Raw genomic sequence first — 15,686 nt, forward strand, 5'->3', positions numbered from 1 at the left:
GGCCCCGCCCCGAGCCGAAGGGGCGCGCCGGTGCCGAAAGGGAGAAGCGAGGAGGCCCGAGGGACGAGAGGCATTGGAGCGCCGACCGTCGGGACCGGGTCAAGAGCGCCCCGGAGACGAGCGGGCGAGCGGGCCCCGCCCCGAGCCGAAGGGGCGCGCCGGTGCCGAAAGGGAGAAGCGAGGAGGCCCGAGGGACGAGAGGCATTGGAGCGCCGACCGTCGGGACCAGGTCAAGAGCGCCCCGGAGGCGAGCGGGCGAGTAGCAGTCACTGCCCGAGCAGCTGGGCGAGGGCGCGGTCGGCGTCCAGGTGCAGGTGCTCCTCGCCCTCGGGGACGAGCAGCCGGCTGCGCCACAGGAAACGGCGCAGGTCGCCGGTATCGAAGCGGAGCAGCGCGGTGCCCTCCGAGGCCCGCAGCTCGACCATGGTGCACCGGCCGGGGGCGGGCCGGACGTGGACGTCGCCGACGCCGGCCGGCAGCTCGATGCCGGACGAGAGCAGCCCGCGCGCGAAGACCCAGACGATGTCCCCGGCGTCCTGCTCCGCCGGGTCGTCGTCCAGCGAGAACTCGGCGGGGAAGGCCATCCGGACGGCCAGCGGGTCCTCCGGGAGGTAGGACAGGACGACCCGCAGGCGGGCGGAGCGGTGGGAGGAGAGGATCAGGCGGGCCTGGACGGTCTCTTCGACGGTGCGCACGGGCGGTCCCTTCGGTTCGGTGCGAGGCCGCGCGGGGCAGGGGGAGGGTGGTGCGGCCTCACCTTGGTGAGAGTCCCGATGACTGCCGTGATTACCCGGTTTCGCGGGCGATGCGATGTGATCCGCATCACATCGATTTCCGGCCGTGCGGGCTCGGCGCGGAGGCTCGCCTGGAGGTCCGAACGGCGCCGGGCCGGTAGGCTGGGCGGGTTGTCCGATCGCCGCCCGACCGCGGGACGGGGCCGCTAAACCGCCTCTGACCTGCGATGATCCCCCTCGGAGACCGTGAGTACTGCCGCCGCCTCCTCGATGCCGCTGTTCTCCGACGTATCGGAGACCCAGGCGCCCGTCCGCTCCGTCGGCCATGCCGCACCCGCCGGCTCGCACCACCTGTCCCCGGCCTTCCCCGGCCGCGCCCCCTGGGGCACCGCGGGCAAGCTGCGGGCCTGGCAGCAGGGCGCGCTGGACAAGTACATCGAGACGCAGCCGCGCGACTTCCTCGCGGTCGCCACCCCGGGCGCAGGAAAGACCACCTTCGCGCTCACCCTGGCCTCGTACCTGCTGCACAACCACCTGGTGCAGCAGGTGACCGTGGTCGCGCCGACCGAGCACCTGAAGAAGCAGTGGGCCGAGGCCGCCGCGCGCATAGGCATCAAGCTGGACCCGGCGTACTCGTCCGGGCCGCTCTCCCGGGAGTACCACGGCATCGTGGTCACCTACGCGGGCGTCGGGGTCAACCCGATGCTGCACCGCAACCGGACCGAGGCCCGCAAGACCCTCGTGATCATGGACGAGATCCACCACGCCGGTGACTCCAAGTCCTGGGGCGAGGCCTGCTTCGAGGCCTTCGAGCCCGCGACCCGCCGGCTGGCGCTGACCGGTACGCCGTTCCGCTCGGACACCAACCCGATCCCGTTCGTCCAGTACGAGGCGGGCGGCGACGGCATCCGCAAGTCCGTCGCCGACTACACCTACGGCTACGGGCACGCGCTCGCCGACCACGTCGTCCGCCCGGTGATCTTCCTCAGCTACAGCGGCAACATGCGCTGGCGCACCAAGTCCGGCGACGAGCTGGAGGCCCGGCTCGGCGAGCCGATGACCAAGGACCTGATCGCCCAGGCCTGGCGCACCGCACTGTCCCCGCAGGGCGAGTGGATCCCGAGCGTGCTGCAGGCCGCCGACCGGCGCCTCACCGAGGTCCGCAAGGCGATCCCGGACGCCGGCGGCCTGGTGATCGCCACCGACCAGACCGTGGCCCGCGCCTACGCCAAGATGCTGCGCGAGATCAGCGGCGAGAAGGTCACCCTGGTCCTCTCCGACGAGACCGAGGCCTCCAAGCGGATCTCCGACTACGCGGCCGGGACCTCGCGCTGGATGGTCGCGGTCCGCATGGTGTCCGAGGGCGTCGACGTGCCCCGGCTGTGCGTCGGGGTGTACGCGACCTCGATCTCCACGCCGCTGTTCTTCGCCCAGGCCGTCGGCCGCTTCGTGCGCGCCCGCAAGCGCGGCGAGACCGCCTCGGTGTTCCTGCCGACCATCCCGATGCTGCTGGGCTTCGCCAACGAGATGGAGGTCCAGCGCGACCACGTCCTGGACCGGCCGAAGAAGGAGGGCGAGGGCCTGTTCGACGAGGAGGACCGGCTGCTCGCCGAGGCCGAGCGGGCCAACGACGGGCCGGACGGCGCGGGCGGCGAGGAGTTCTCCTACGAGGCGATCGGCTCCGACGCGGTCTTCGACCGGGTGCTGTACAACGCCATGGAGTTCGGCATGCAGGCCCACCCGGGGAGCGAGGAGGAGGACGACTACCTCGGCATCCCGGGCCTGCTCGAGCCGGACCAGGTGCAGATGCTGCTGCAGAAGCGCCAGCACCGGCAGATCCAGCGCAGCAAGACCAAGCCCGCCGAGGAGGCCGACCTGCTGGAGCTGCCCGCCGAGCAGCGGCCGGTCGTCACCCACCAGGAGCTCCGCGAGCTGCGCAAGGAGCTGAACGCGCTGGTGGCCGCCTGGCACCACCGCACCAGCCAGCCGCACGGCACCATCCACAACGAGCTGCGCCGCCAGTGCGGCGGGCCGCTCACCGCCCAGGCCACCGCCAACCAGCTCAAGGCGCGGATCGCCAAGATACGGGAGTGGGCGAAGTAACGGTCCGGCGGGCGGCTCCAGGCCGACCCTGTTGCCCCGGTGTGTCCGGACATCGGACCGAGGTCGAACTTGTGCGCTGATGTGCACAGCGGATTGGGGGTGTTTGTCCGGAATTCTCGGCGATGTTGAAGTCGATCACGCCCGAATTTTGGACAACCACTTCCCCCGCGACATTTCCTTCACTACCTTTCCCCCACGCTCTTCCGCCGGGCAGACCCCGCGGGACGGCGCCGCAGGACCGCCCCGGTGTCAAGGACGACCCCGCGCGCGGTCCGAGCGCGGCCACCCCCACCTGCGCGCGACACCGACCTTGCACCGGCGCCGCCCGCCCCGCGAGCGCCGCGGAAAGGATTGCCCGTCGTGACAGCCGAGACCTCACAGACCCTGGACCGCGGCGTCCGGGTCCTCAAACTCCTCGCCGACTCCGAGCGGGGACTCACCGTCACCGAGCTCGCCGCCCGGCTGGCGGTCAACCGCACCGTCGTCTACCGGCTGCTGGCCACCCTGGAACAGCACGGCCTGGTCCGCCGGGACATCGGCGGCCGCGCCCGGGTCGGCCTCGGCGTGCTGCGGCTCGCGCACCGGGTGCACCCGCTGCTGCGCGAGGCCGCCCTGCCGGCCCTGCGCAGCCTCGCCGAGGACCTCGGCGCCACCGCCCACCTCACCCTGGTGGACGGCAGCGAGGCGCTGGCCGTCGCCGTGGTCGAGCCCAGCTGGACCGACTTCCACGTCGCCTACCGGACCGGGCTGCGCCACCCGCTCACCGAGAGCGCGGCCGGGCGGGCGATCCTGGAGGCCCGCACCTTCCCCAGCCAGCGCCGGCCCGAGCAGGGCTTCGTCATCACCCGCGCGGAGGAGCAGTCCGGGGCGTGCGGAGCCGCCGCCGCGCTGCTCGGGCTGAGCGGCATCGAGGGCAGCGTCGGCGTGGTGATGCTCAACGGCCTGGTGCCCGAGCGGGTCGGCCCGCGGGTGGTGGAGGCGGCGACCGAGGTGGCCGACGCGCTGAGGTAGCGCCCGCACCTGGCCCGGGGCGCCACGTGACAACCGTCGGCGCCGGGCCGGAGCGCCCCGGAGGTGAGCGGGCGACCGGCACAGTGTGTTTGGATTCCCCTTGTGTCCGACACCAAGCTCGCCAAGGCCCTCGCCTCCCCGCGGACCCGCTCGCTCGCGCTGTGCGGGGCGCTGGTCACCGCCCTCTTCGGCGTGGCCGCCTTCGTCCCGCTCCCGTACACCGTCACCTGGCCGGGGTCGACCGCGGACACCCTGGGCACCTTCGAGGGCAGGCCGGTGCTGACCATCACCGGCGCGCCGGTGCGCACCACCGAGGGCGAGCTGCGGATGGTCACCATCACGGCGACCAACGCGGACCAGAAGAACACCTTCCTGCGGTCGATGCAGGCCTGGTTCGACCCGAAGGAGGCCGTCCGCCCGACCGACACGGTCTACCCGGAGAGCAGCCCGGGGAAGGCGGACGAGGTGATCGCCCAGCAGATGGCCGAGTCGCAGGACAACGCCACCGCGGCCGCGCTGAGCTACCTCCACCTGTCGCCGAACCAGGTGAAGGTCAAGATCGACCTGGGCGCGATCGGCGGCCCGAGCGCCGGCCAGATGCTGGCGCTGGGCATCGTCGACAAGCTCTCCGGCGACGGCAACGGCGGTGACCTCACCGGCGGGCTCACCATCGCGGGCTCCGGCACCATCGAGAAGGACGGCACCGTCGGCCCGGTGGGTGGCGTCCCGCTGAAGACGCAGGCGGCCGCCCGGGACGGCGCGACGGTGTTCCTGCTGCCCAGGGACGAGTGCTCGGACGCCAAGGTGAACCTGCCGAAGACGCTGCGGCTGGTGCCGGTCGGCACCCTCGCCGAGTCGGTCTCGGCGCTGAAGGCGCTCAAGAGCGGCGGCAGCGTCCCCTCCTGCTGACCTCTCGGTCCTATTCGGCGGCGGCCTGGTCCACCAGCGGCAGGATCCGGTACGGCACCGGGTTCTCCAGGACGATCGCGGTGGACGAGCGGACGATCCCGTCGAAGCCCACCACCCGGTCGATCACCCGCTGCAGGTCGGCGTTGGAGCGGGCCACGATCCGCACCATCATGTCCCCGATCCCGGTGATGGTGTGCAGCTCCAGCACCTCCGGCACGCTCGCCAGGTGCGCCCGCACGTCGGTGCCCTGGCCCTGGGAGATCTCCAGGGTGGCGAAGGCCGTCACCGGGTAGCCGATCGCCGCCGGGTCCACCTCCGGACCGAAGCCGCCGATCACCCCCTTGGCCTGGAGCCGGTCCAGCCGGGCCTGCACGGTGCCCCGGGCGACCTGCAGTCGGCGCGAGCACTCCAGCACCCCGATCCGCGGCTCCTCGGCGAGCAGCCGGATCAGCCGTCCGTCCAGGGCGTCGATGGTGTCGTTCGTGCTGCCAACGATCGAAGTACCGTGCGGGGCAGGGGGGTTGGGCGAGCCGGGGGAGCTCGAGGAGTGGGCGGGGGGCATCGCGGCACCGTCCTCCGGTGGGCATTCTGTACAGCGGTGCGGCCGATTCTCCCGCCCCGGGGCACAGCTTGACCAGGAGGAAACGGAACAGTTGCGCGTCGGTCGGCTCGGCGCCACCCTCCAGCCACACCCCTGTGCTCCCGGGTCCCCCACCCCGGCACCGGGGCCCCAGCGTGGTCCGTACGCCTACCGGGAGGGCCGTCATGACCGACACCGCCGCCGAACCCGTCCTGCTCGGGGCAGGCCTCATCCCGGACGCGGGCGAACCGGGCCCGCTGCCGACGGGCCGCGCCGACGCGGTGGTCTTCGCGGTCGGCGACGCCGAGCGGGCGGCCCGCCGCTACTGCGCCGCGCTCGGGCTGCGCTGCACGGCGTACGCGGGGCCGGAGACCGGTGAGCCGGAGACCGTGTCGTACGTGCTCGCCGCGCCGGGGACGCGGATCGTGCTCAGCTCGCCGGTGCAGGCGATCGGCCCGCGCGGGCGGGAGCTGGCCGCGTACCTGGACCGGCACGGGGACGGGGTGCTGGACGTCACGGTGAGCGTGCCGGACGTCTACTACGCCTACGACTACGCGGTCGACCGGGGTGCGCTGTCGCTGGCCGAGCCGTACGAGACCCGGGACGCGTACGGATCGGTGGTGCTGGCCACCATCGCGGTGCCCGGCGGGACCAGGCACACGCTGGTCGACCGGGCCGGCTACGCGGGGCCGTACCTGCCGGGGTTCGTGCCGCACGACGGGTTCTGAGGGGGCGGACGGCGGCTGGACGGGCGTCAGCGTACGGCCGTCACCGGACAGCGGTCTCGACGATCGGCGGGTGGCCGTTCCAGTAGACGAAGACCGAGTTGGCCTGGTTGTCCTTGGTGAAGTCGATCCGCATCCACTGGACGCCGTTCCACACCTGCATCTGCCAGCCCGGGTCCGGAGTGGCGGAGACCAGCGAGGCCCGGTCGGGCTTGAGGTCCAGCGCGACCTTGCCGCCCGGGATCGGGTAGCTCTTCACCGTGGACGTCGCGGTCGCCGTGGGCGTGGGCCGGCGGGTGGGCGGGACGGTCGCGACGGGGGCCGGCTCGTGCGGGGTGGCGGCGGTCGGGGAGGACGACTGGGCCGGGGTCGGGGACTGCTCTGCCGAGCGCGGCTGCTCGGGCGTGGCGGTCGGCGAGTACGGCGTGCCGTCGGCCTTCGGGGAGGGCAGCGGCAGAGCCGTGGGCTGCTCGAACGCGGCGCCGGTCAGCACCGCGTGCACGCCGAGCCAGGACAGCGCCACCGCCGCCCCGGTGGCCGCCGCCCAGGCGCCGAGCTGTACCAGTCCGTTCCGCATCGTTCGCACATCCTGCCGTATCTCCGCCCCGCCCGAGCAGGGGGTGTGCCCCTATTCCTCAGGGCAGTTGCACAATGTCCGGACCGGGTCCCGAGGTACAGACCACTGCCCGCCGATGGCGTACCGTGCAGGCCCATGGCAACAGTGCTCGTGGTCGAGGACGACCCCTTCGTACGCTCCGCCCTCATCCGCCACCTGACCGACACCGGTCACGCGGTCCGCAGCGTCGGCACCGCGCTCGAGGCGCTGCGGGAGGTCGCCCAGGTCGGCTGCGACCTGGTGATCCTCGACCTGGGCCTGCCCGACCTGGACGGCAGCGAGGCGCTGAAGATGATCCGGGGCCTGACCAACGTGCCGGTGATCATCTCCACCGCCCGGGACGACGAGGCCGAGATCGTCCGGCTGCTCAACGACGGCGCCGACGACTACCTGGTGAAACCTTTCTCCGGGGAGCACCTCAGCGCCCGGATGGCCGCCGTACTGCGCCGGCTCGGCGGCGGCGCCGCCCCCGTCGCCCAGGTGCTGCGGGTCGGCGGACTCGCCATCGACCTGCAGCGGCGCGAAGCCTCCCTGGACGGGCGGCCGCTCGACCTGACCCGCCGTGAATTCGACCTGCTGGCCTTCCTCGCCGCCCGGCCCGGCGTGGTGGTGCCGCGCAAGGAGATCCTCGCCGAGGTCTGGCAGCAGACCTACGGCGGCGACCAGACCATCGACGTCCACCTCTCCTGGCTGCGCCGCAAGCTCGGCGAGACCGCCTCCAACCCCCGCTACCTGCACACCGTCCGGGGAGTCGGGGTCCGGCTGGAAGCCGCCGGGGGCGCGGCGGGGCACCGGACATGAGGAGGTTCGGGCACTCGCTGCGCTGGGCCCTGATCAAGGCCGCCGTCGCCGGGACCACCATGGTCGCGCTGGCCTTCCTCATCCCGCTCGGCCTGATGGTCCAGCAGACCGCACGGGACCGGGCGTTCACCGCCGCCGAGCGGCAGGCGGCGGCACTCGGACCGGCCCTGGCGATCACCACCGACCAGGACGCCGTCACCCGCGCCCTGGCCAGCACGGACGCGGGCGGGCAGGGACGGATGGCGGTCCACCTGCCCGCGGCGGGGCAGCCCGAGGCCCCCGGGACCGGCGGGCCGGTGGGGCCCACGCTGGGCGAGGGCCGGGCCGCCGCCGACGAGGTGGCCACGGCCGGCGGGCAGGGCCGCTCCTTCACCGTGCAGGTGCCCGGCGGCTACGCGCTGCTCCAGCCGGTCGCGGTGGACACCGGGCGGACCGCCGTGGTCGAGGTGTTCGTGGCCGAGAGCGACCTCACCTGGGGCGTCTCCACCGCCTGGCTCGTCCTCTCCGTCGTCGCCCTCGCCCTGGTCGCCATCTCGGTGCTGGTCGCCGATCGGATGGGCAACCGGATCGTCGCCTCCGCCCGGCGGCTCGCCGGCGCCGCCCGCTCGCTCGGCGCCGGCGACCTCGCGGTCCGCGTCCCGGTGGAGGGCAAGCAGGTCGACGGCAGCCCCGAGGAACTGCGCGAAGCCGCCCACGCGTTCAACACCATGGCCGACCGGGTGGTCCAACTCCTCGCCGCCGAACGGGAACTGGCCGCCGACCTGTCCCACCGGCTGCGCACCCCGCTGACCGTGCTGCGGCTCAACGCCGCCTCGCTCGGCGACGGCGACGCGGCCGACGCCACCCGGCACGCGGTCGCCCAACTCGAGCGCGAGGTCGACCAGATCATCCGCTCGGCCCGCCGCGCCCCCGAGGACGCGCCCGCCGTCGCCGTCGGCTGCGACGCCTCCGAGGTGATCCGCGAACGGGTCGGCTTCTGGTCGGCGCTGGCCGAGGACGAGGGCCGCCGCTGGCAGCTGGCCGGCGCCGAACGGGCCGTACCCGTACCCGTCCAGCGCGGCGACCTGGCGGCCGCCGTCGACGCGCTGCTCGGCAACGTCTTCCGGCACACCGCCGTCGGCACCGCTTTCTCGGTGGACGTGCTCGCCACCGACAGCTCGGTGATCGTGCTGGTCGGCGACGCCGGACCGGGCTACAGCGACCCGGCCGCCGCCCTCAAGCGCGGCGAGGGCCACGGCGGGGAGGGCTCGACCGGCCTGGGCCTGGACATCGTCCGCAAGCTCGCCGAGTCCACCGGCGGGGACCTCGCGCTCGGCCGCTCCGCCGTCCTCGGCGGCGCCGAGACCCGGCTGCGGTTGCGCACCCGGCCGGAGGGGGCGGCGCCCGCCCGGGCCGGGCGGCGGCGCTCGCGGGGCGCGCGGGGCGCGCTGTTCCAGCGGTGAGGGTTCCGGGGGCTGTGGCTTCCGGGGCGGGGGTTCCGGGCTCCCGATGGTGAGGGCGGGTCAGGTGCCCGGGGAGGCCTCTTCCTTAACTGCGGCCTAAGGGAGTTCTACCGCTCGCTCAGCCCGCCCGTTCGGCCCCCGGGTCGCCGCTAGCGTCGGTCGCGCCGGTCACCCGACCGAGCCGGGCCGGCCGCCCGGACGTCCCCACACCCCGTGCCCGGACGGCAGGCACCCCGTGCCCGGACGGCGGCCGCCCGAAGGCACCCGCGGAGGTAACGCGCCATGACCACCCAGCCCACCCGCCGCTCCGGCCACCGCAGGCGCAGCCGCAAGGGCGCGATCATCGGGGCCGCCGCGGTCGCCGCCGCCCTGGTCGCGGGCGGGACGGTCGTCCTCGCCACCTCGGCCAGCGCCGCCTCGCTCGGCGCCGTCTACAGCCGGACCAGCACCTGGGACGCCGGCTACACCGGCCAGTACCTGGTCACCAACCCGGACAGCAGCCCGATCGAGGACTGGACGCTCAGCTTCGACCTGCCGGCCGGGGCGAGGATCGACTCGCTCTGGAACGCCACCTTCACCGCCGAGGGACAGCACATCACGGTCAAGCCGGAGGCCTGGAGCAAGCGGCTGGAGCCCGGCAGGAGCGTGGTGGTCGGCTTCGTCGCCCAGGGCACGGGCGCGGCGCAGGCCGAGCCGGGCAACTGTCTGATCAACAACGTCTCCTGCAAGGCGGGCGACGGGACCGCGCCCACCCCCTCGGGGCGCCCGACGGCGACCGCCACCGCCTCCCCGACGGTTCCCGCTTCCCCGACCGCCACCGCGACCGCGACCGCCACGGCGACCGCGACCGCGACCGTCAAGCCCAGTCCCACCACCACGGCGAAGCCGACCACCCCGGCGCCGACCCCCACCCCGACGGCGACCGGTGTGCCCGTCCCTCCGGCCGGTGCCGGGGCCGGCTTCGCCCCGTACGTGGACACCTCGCTCTACCCGCCGTACGACCTGGTGGCCAGCGCCAAGGCGAGCGGTGTGAAGAACTTCAACCTCGCCTTCGTGGTGTCCGGCGGCGGCTGCGTGCCCAAGTGGGGCGGCGTCAGCGACCTGGCCGCCGACGCGGTGGCCGCGCAGATCGGCGCACTGCGGGCGATCGGCGGCGACGTCCGGATCTCCTTCGGCGGCGCCAACGGCAGCGAGCTGGCCCTCGCCTGCGGCTCCACCGCGGACCTCACCGCCGCGTACCAGAAGGTCGTGGACGCGTACGGCGCGACCAAGGTGGACTTCGACGTCGAGGGCGGGGCGATCGCCGACGCCGCCGCCAACACCCGGCGCGCCCAGGCCGTCGCCCAGCTGCAGAAGAACGCCGCCGCCAAGGGCAAGTCCCTCGACGTCTCCTTCACCCTGCCCGCGCTGCCCTCCGGGCTGACCCAGGAGGGCGTCAACCTGGTCGCCGGCGCCAAGGCCGACGGCGTCGCGATCGGCGCCGTCAACATCATGGCGATGGACTTCGGCGACGGCGTGGCCCCCAACCCGCAGGGCCAGATGGGCAAGTACGCGATCGCCGCGGCCACCGCCACCCAGGCTCAGGTGAAGAGCGTGCTGGGGCTAGACGACGCGGCCGCCTGGCGCAAGGTCGCGGTCACCCCGATGATCGGCGTCAACGACGTGGCCAGCGAGGTCTTCACCGTGGCCGACGCCAAGCAGCTCGCCGACTTCGCCACGGCCAAGCACCTCGCCTGGCTCGCCATGTGGTCCGGCACCCGCGACAAGGCCTGCGCGGGCGGCGCCAAGGCCTACGCGGACGCCACCTGCAGCAGCATCGTCCAGCAGCCGCTGGACTTCACCCGGGCCCTGGGGGCGTACACGGGCTGAGGCCCTCCGGGTTCCCCGACGGCCCCGGCCGTCCGTGCTCAGTCCGCAGCCGAGCACGGGCGGCCGGGGTCTTTCGTCACCTTCCGTAATCGGCTGTGTCCGGCTCCGTTCGAGTGGCATCCGGTATCGTCGCTGGTTGGCCGAGCGGTGGACGGAGTGGACAGTGACAGCGGTGCAAGACGAGCGCAGCCCGGTGCGGACCGCACCCGACCCCTCGCCCGAGCCCCTGTCGGACCGGCTGCGCCGCGTGCTCGGCGCTCCCGTCCAGTCCCTGCGCGAGGCGCCCCGCCGCCCGCTGCTGGCCGCCTCCGCACTGGCGCTGCTGTCCCTGGTCGTGTACGCCGTGGTGCGCCACTTCGTCCACACCTCGATGGTGGACATGATCGTCTACCGGGCCGAGGGCGCCGCCGTCGCCGACGGCGCGGACCTGTACGGGCTGCGCGTCACCGAGTGGAACCTGCCGGCGACCTACCCCCCGTTCGCGGCGATGCTGTTCGTCCCGACCACGTGGTTCCCGGTCCCCTTCCTCCGCGTGGTGATCACTCTCGGCAACATCGGGCTGCTCACGCTGCTGACCCACCTGTCCTTCAAGCTGGTCGGCTGGCCGCGCCGTGAGCTGCGGCCGATCGGGGTGATCCTGGCGACCGGCCTCGGCGTCTGGCTCGAGCCGGTCTTCACCACGCTCCGCTACGGCCAGATCAACCTCGCGCTCGCCTGCCTGATCCTCTGGGACCTCACCCGTTCGGATGAACGCCGCAGCAAGGGCATGGCCATCGGTATCGCCGCCGGCATCAAGCTCACCCCCGGCCTGTTCGCCGTCTACCTGCTGATCACCGGCCGGATCCGGGCCGCCTTCGTGGCCGGCCTCACCTTCCTCGGCACCTTCCTGCTCGGTGCGCTCGTGCTGCCCGACGCCACCTGGGGCTTCTGGACCAAGTACCTCTACGACTCCTCCCGGGTCGGCAAGACCTGGATCGTCGACAACCAGTCGCTGCGCGGCGCCTTCGCCCGGCTGCTGCACAGCGCCGACCCCGGCACCGTCGCCACCCTCGGCGCCGGCCTGGTCGCGCTGGCCGGCCTCGCCGTCGCCGCCTGGGCCGCCCGCAGCGGCCGCTGGCTGCCCCGGGCCGAGGCCTGGGGCGTCTGCTGCGCGGCCGTCACCGCGGTGCTGATCTCGCCGATCAGCTGGACCCACCACTGGGTGTGGTGCGTGCCGCTGCTCGTGCTGCTCGCCGCCGAGGCCTCCGTCGAGCACGCCCGCCCGGCCGGTGTCCGCCGGCTGCGCTGGCGGGCCGTGTTCTGGGCCACGCTGGTGGCCTTCCTCTCCTTCGCGATGTGGGCGGCGAAGCCGGTCGGCGCGGCCGTCCTCCACATGTCACCGTGGCGCCAGCTGCCGACCTCGGTCTACCCGTGGGTCGGGCTCTGCTTCCTGCTCGCCGCCGCGATCCGGACCAGGGCGCGGCGACGCTCCGCCGGCGCGGCTCTGGTCCGGCTGCCCGGACAGCGCGGTGCGGACGGCGACGGCGAGGGCGATGGTGCGGACGCTGTCCGCGGTCGTCAGCAGGCCCCCGCGGCCCGCTGAGCCGGAGGGGGCACCGCTTCCGCTTTCCTGCTCCTGCTTTCCTCGCTCGTTCTCGCTGGTGCTCGGCCGTCGTCGACTGTCGTCGGCCGTCGTCGCGCCGTACGTGTGGTGCACGCTGCGGCGCACGCCTAGGCGAGCAGCTCGGCGAGCGAGCCGTCCATGTCCAGCACGGCCATCTCGCTGCCCGGCGGGACCAGCCGGTGCGCCCGCTCCAGCCAGGCCGCGACGGCGGGCAGCGGCGCCTCCAGCAGCGCGTCCCCGGCGGGCGAGCTCAGCGCGAGGCAGAGCACGCTGCGGCGGCCCGACCGGGTCGGCCAGATCCGCACGTCGCCCTGGCCGCACGGGCGGAAGGTGCCTTCGACCAGCAGCTCGCGGGCGAACACCCAGGTCACGGGGGAGCCGGTGTCCAGGTGGAAGGTCATGTAGACGGCGTACGGGTCGTGGCTGCCGTAGGACAGCCGCGCCGGGACGGGGACGCTGTGCTCCGGCGAGAGCACCAGGTTGAGCTCCAGCTCGTGCTCGACGACGCTGACGGGGCGCTCCATGATCGTCTTCCTCTCTGCTTCGGGTCGTACCCGGTTCCGGGCCCTGTGACCTTTGAGAGGGCGGTCCGCGCCGGCTCTTACACACGTTTCCGGGATTTCTTCGGGAAGTTCGGTGAGGGGTGGTGAACGGGCGGTTGCGCGGCGCGCGGGGGCCGCTCGCGCGCCTGGTTCTTTACCGCGGACGGCCCTCCGCTGTCCGAGGATTCGCGAACTTCCCGTCGTGACTTCGGCGAGGTACTACCCTTTGTGACTGCCCGGCGACTGTCCGCCCATCGGTGGTGCCCCACGCGCGCCGAGCGGCGGGCGTGCGCCGGGTCGTGCGCGCGGGCGGATGCGTTGCAGTCGATCCACCGGCTTCATCCGGCTGCCCGACGGCCGTCCCATCGGTCGCCCGCCGGCCGTCCACCGTCCTTCCTTGCCCTCTTCAGGACCTGCCAGGAAAGAAGACCCCCATGACGGACCGCCCCTTCGCCGACGGCGGCGACCCGGCCGTCGCACCCGGGCCGGGCTACTACCCGGACCCGTCCATCCCCGGGTTCGTCCGGTACTGGGGCGGCTCGGCCTGGGTGCCCGGCACCAGTCGACCCGCGCCCGCCGAGGGCGAGGTGCTGGAGCCACCCCGGTACGCGACCCGACGCCCGGCCCCGGGCGTCCCGGCGGCGCGGACGGTGCCGCCCCCGGTGGTTCCGGCGGCCGCGGTGCCCGTGTCGGTGCCGGTGTCGTCCGTGTCCGTGCCGGAGGCCGAGCCGCCCGCCGGTGGGGGCGACACCGGGCCGGTGTACTTCGACCAGACCTCGGGCGGGGCTTCCTTCGTGCTCGGGCCGAGGGTCGCGGAGGTGATCGGCGGGCCGGTGTTCCGGTCGGTCGGGCCGGCGGCGGGGGTCTCGACGGGAGTACCGGCGGGTGCCGTCGACCGGCCGGTGGCCGGTGCGGCGTCCGAGACGGTGCCCGAGGCCGGGGCGGGTGCGGTGCCGGGGGAGTCGGGGTGGCAGGCCGATCCGCGGGCGCAGCGGGGGCTGATGGAGACGAGCGGTGCGCCGCGCTGGGTCTCCTGGGGGGTGCTTCCGGGGGCGTCCGAGGCGGAGGAGGGGCGTGCGGAAGCGGAGCACGCTCCTGTTGCCGTCGAGCCGGCGGCCGCCGTCGCGCCCGCCTTGGCGGTGGCGGCGCGGGAGGCTCCGACGCCGACCGTCGAGGCTTCCGGCGCGGTGCCGGTGGTCGCGGAGGCGGAGGCGGAGACGGCGGTGGAGGTGAAGGCGGAGGGGGCGTCGGAGCGGCCGGTCTCGTCCGGGGGCCCGGCTGCGTCCGCGGGGCCTGTGGCGTCCGCAGCCACTGCCGCCACTGCCGCCACTGCCCCCACCGCGCCGATGCCCGCCGTACGCCCGACCCGGCAGGCGACCGTCCGTCGCCGCTCCGCCGCCCCCGCCGTCGTGCCGGCCGGGCTGGGGCGACGGCTGGCGGCCCGCGCGGTGGACACCGCCGTGCTGCTGGTGGTCGCCGTCGCCGCCGGGATCCCGCTCGGCCGCTCGGTATCCGACCACCTCCAGCAGAAGCTCGACCAGGCCCGGATGGCCAGCGCCCTCACCCGCCGTCAGGTCCAGGTCTGGCTGGTGGACGACGTGGTGGTGGGCAAGATCGCCGTGCTGATCGGCATCCTGCTCTTCGTCAGCCTGCTCTACGAGGTGCTGCCGATCGCCCGTACCGGCCAGACCTTCGGCAAGCGGCTGGTCCGGATCCGCGTGGTCGACGCCGCCGCCCCTGCCGCCCCCGCCGCCAAGGCCCGGCTGACCCTCGGCCGCTCGCTGCTCCGGTGGGTCGTCCGCCAGGTGGGCGCGGTGCTGCTGCTCGGCCTGGTCTGGCCGGTGTTCGACCGTCCGACCCGGCGCGGCTGGCAGGACCGGGCGGCCCGGACCAGGGTGGTGCGGGCCTGAGCCGCCGGGCCCCGCGGCCCCTGGCCGCTGCCACGCGCGCGGCGGCAAAACGGGCGAAATATCACGAACCTTGAGAATGTGTGATGTTCTACTCGGGGCATGAGCACCCACGACCCCTCAGGCCCCCAGCCGGAGGGGGGCGGCAAGCCCTCCTTCGACAAGCAGCCCCCGCAGTCGGGCAACGGCAAGCCGGAAGGCGAGCCGCCGGGCCCGACCCCGCCCGAAGGCCCGTCCGGCGGTGCGGTCGGCGGCGCGGCCGGCGGCCCGTCCGAAGGCCCCGGCGCGTACCGGGGCACCTACGGCCAGAACCCGTACGACCAGCCCCCGCCCGGTTACGGCACCGGCTACGGCACCGGCGCGTACGGGACCCCAGGTGCCGGACCGGTCCCCGGGATGCCACCACTCGGCACCTGGCCCAAGCGGATCCTCGCCCGGCTGATCGACTACTTCATCGTGCAGGCCATCGCCGTGGTCGTGGTGGCGCCCTTCGCCGACCTCGGCCGGCGCAACGGCTCGGCCGAGGCGTTCTGGCTCGCCTGCGCCCTCTACCTCGTCTACGAGGCCCTGATGATCAGCCGGGACGGTCAGACCCTCGGCAAGAAGGCGGTGAAGGTCCGCGTCGCCATGCTCATCGACGGGAGCACCCCGACCCAGGCCGCCGCCTGGACCCGCTCGGCGGTCTTCATCCTCCCGGCCGTGCTCTGCTGCGCCGCGCTCTGGTGGGTCGTCGACGGGCTCTTCGGCGTCTTCGACAAGCCGTACCGGCAGTGCATCCACGACAAGGGGGCGAACACCGTGGTGGTCACCACGGAGGTCTGAGCGACGGCGAGCAGCGTGCCCG

14 protein-coding genes are annotated in these 15,686 nt (G+C 74.0%); 10 read left to right on the plus strand and 4 right to left on the minus strand.

Annotated features, from left to right (window positions below):
* Nucleotides 1-266 precede the first annotated feature (266 nt).
* The gene (locus ACZ3TI_RS20395; protein ID WP_465728033.1) at nt 267-695 is read right to left on the minus strand and encodes an SsgA family sporulation/cell division regulator; all 429 of its coding nucleotides are present in this window, start codon (nt 693-695) and stop codon (nt 267-269) included.
* A gap of 309 nt (nt 696-1,004) precedes the next feature.
* Between ACZ3TI_RS20395 and ACZ3TI_RS20400 the strand changes: the two genes are divergently transcribed.
* The 3 genes from ACZ3TI_RS20400 (at nt 1,005) to ACZ3TI_RS20410 (ending at nt 4,757) form a co-directional block, all read left to right on the plus strand.
* The gene (locus tag ACZ3TI_RS20400; RefSeq protein ID WP_465728325.1) at nt 1,005-2,837 is read left to right on the plus strand and encodes a DEAD/DEAH box helicase; all 1,833 of its coding nucleotides are present in this window, start codon (nt 1,005-1,007) and stop codon (nt 2,835-2,837) included.
* Between the two features lie 360 nt (nt 2,838-3,197).
* On the plus strand, nt 3,198-3,848 hold the full coding sequence (locus tag ACZ3TI_RS20405) for an IclR family transcriptional regulator (RefSeq protein WP_350581577.1): 651 nt from the start codon (nt 3,198-3,200) through the stop codon (nt 3,846-3,848).
* Between the two features lie 102 nt (nt 3,849-3,950).
* A complete protein-coding gene (locus ACZ3TI_RS20410) occupies nt 3,951-4,757 on the plus strand; it encodes a S16 family serine protease (protein WP_465728036.1) in 807 nt (268 codons plus the stop codon).
* Between the two features lie 10 nt (nt 4,758-4,767).
* Here the strand turns inward: ACZ3TI_RS20410 and ACZ3TI_RS20415 are convergent, their stop codons facing one another.
* Nucleotides 4,768-5,319, minus strand: a complete 552-nt coding sequence (locus ACZ3TI_RS20415; protein ID WP_465728038.1) for an Lrp/AsnC family transcriptional regulator — start codon at nt 5,317-5,319, stop codon at nt 4,768-4,770.
* Between the two features lie 203 nt (nt 5,320-5,522).
* Between ACZ3TI_RS20415 and ACZ3TI_RS20420 the strand changes: the two genes are divergently transcribed.
* Nucleotides 5,523-6,065 carry a VOC family protein gene (locus ACZ3TI_RS20420; RefSeq protein ID WP_465728040.1) on the plus strand — a complete coding sequence of 181 codons (543 nt, stop codon included), beginning with the start codon at nt 5,523-5,525 and terminating at the stop codon, nt 6,063-6,065.
* A 40-nt stretch (nt 6,066-6,105) separates the two neighbouring features.
* Here the strand turns inward: ACZ3TI_RS20420 and ACZ3TI_RS20425 are convergent, their stop codons facing one another.
* On the minus strand, nt 6,106-6,639 hold the full coding sequence (locus tag ACZ3TI_RS20425) for a hypothetical protein (RefSeq protein WP_465728042.1): 534 nt from the start codon (nt 6,637-6,639) through the stop codon (nt 6,106-6,108).
* 135 nt (nt 6,640-6,774) lie between these two features.
* Here ACZ3TI_RS20425 and ACZ3TI_RS20430 point away from each other — a divergent pair, with 135 nt between their 5' ends.
* The 4 genes from ACZ3TI_RS20430 to ACZ3TI_RS20445 all read left to right on the plus strand — a co-directional run bounded on the left by ACZ3TI_RS20430 (nt 6,775) and on the right by ACZ3TI_RS20445 (nt 12,372).
* A complete protein-coding gene (locus ACZ3TI_RS20430) occupies nt 6,775-7,479 on the plus strand; it encodes a response regulator transcription factor (RefSeq protein WP_465728044.1) in 705 nt (234 codons plus the stop codon).
* The gene (locus tag ACZ3TI_RS20435; protein ID WP_465728046.1) at nt 7,476-8,921 is read left to right on the plus strand and encodes a sensor histidine kinase; all 1,446 of its coding nucleotides are present in this window, start codon (nt 7,476-7,478) and stop codon (nt 8,919-8,921) included. Before ACZ3TI_RS20430 ends, ACZ3TI_RS20435 begins: the two co-directional genes overlap by 4 nt.
* A gap of 282 nt (nt 8,922-9,203) precedes the next feature.
* Nucleotides 9,204-10,790 (plus strand): glycoside hydrolase family 18 protein, encoded by a 1,587-nt coding sequence (locus ACZ3TI_RS20440; protein WP_465728048.1) that lies wholly within the window; start codon nt 9,204-9,206, stop codon nt 10,788-10,790.
* 163 nt (nt 10,791-10,953) lie between these two features.
* Nucleotides 10,954-12,372 carry a glycosyltransferase 87 family protein gene (locus ACZ3TI_RS20445; protein ID WP_465728050.1) on the plus strand — a complete coding sequence of 473 codons (1,419 nt, stop codon included), beginning with the start codon at nt 10,954-10,956 and terminating at the stop codon, nt 12,370-12,372.
* A 128-nt stretch (nt 12,373-12,500) separates the two neighbouring features.
* On the opposite strand, the gene ACZ3TI_RS20450 is transcribed toward ACZ3TI_RS20445, so the two are convergent.
* Nucleotides 12,501-12,917 carry an SsgA family sporulation/cell division regulator gene (locus ACZ3TI_RS20450; RefSeq protein ID WP_465728052.1) on the minus strand — a complete coding sequence of 139 codons (417 nt, stop codon included), beginning with the start codon at nt 12,915-12,917 and terminating at the stop codon, nt 12,501-12,503.
* A gap of 452 nt (nt 12,918-13,369) precedes the next feature.
* Between ACZ3TI_RS20450 and ACZ3TI_RS20455 the strand changes: the two genes are divergently transcribed.
* Both ACZ3TI_RS20455 and ACZ3TI_RS20460 read left to right on the plus strand, forming a co-directional pair.
* Nucleotides 13,370-14,845, plus strand: coding sequence for an RDD family protein (locus tag ACZ3TI_RS20455; RefSeq protein ID WP_465728054.1), 1,476 nt, complete (start codon nt 13,370-13,372; stop codon nt 14,843-14,845).
* Nucleotides 14,846-14,944: 99 nt separating this feature from the next.
* Nucleotides 14,945-15,664, plus strand: coding sequence for an RDD family protein (locus ACZ3TI_RS20460; RefSeq protein WP_465728056.1), 720 nt, complete (start codon nt 14,945-14,947; stop codon nt 15,662-15,664).
* Nucleotides 15,665-15,686: the final 22 nt, after the last annotated feature.

Source organism: Kitasatospora sp. NPDC023120 (assembly GCF_055560835.1).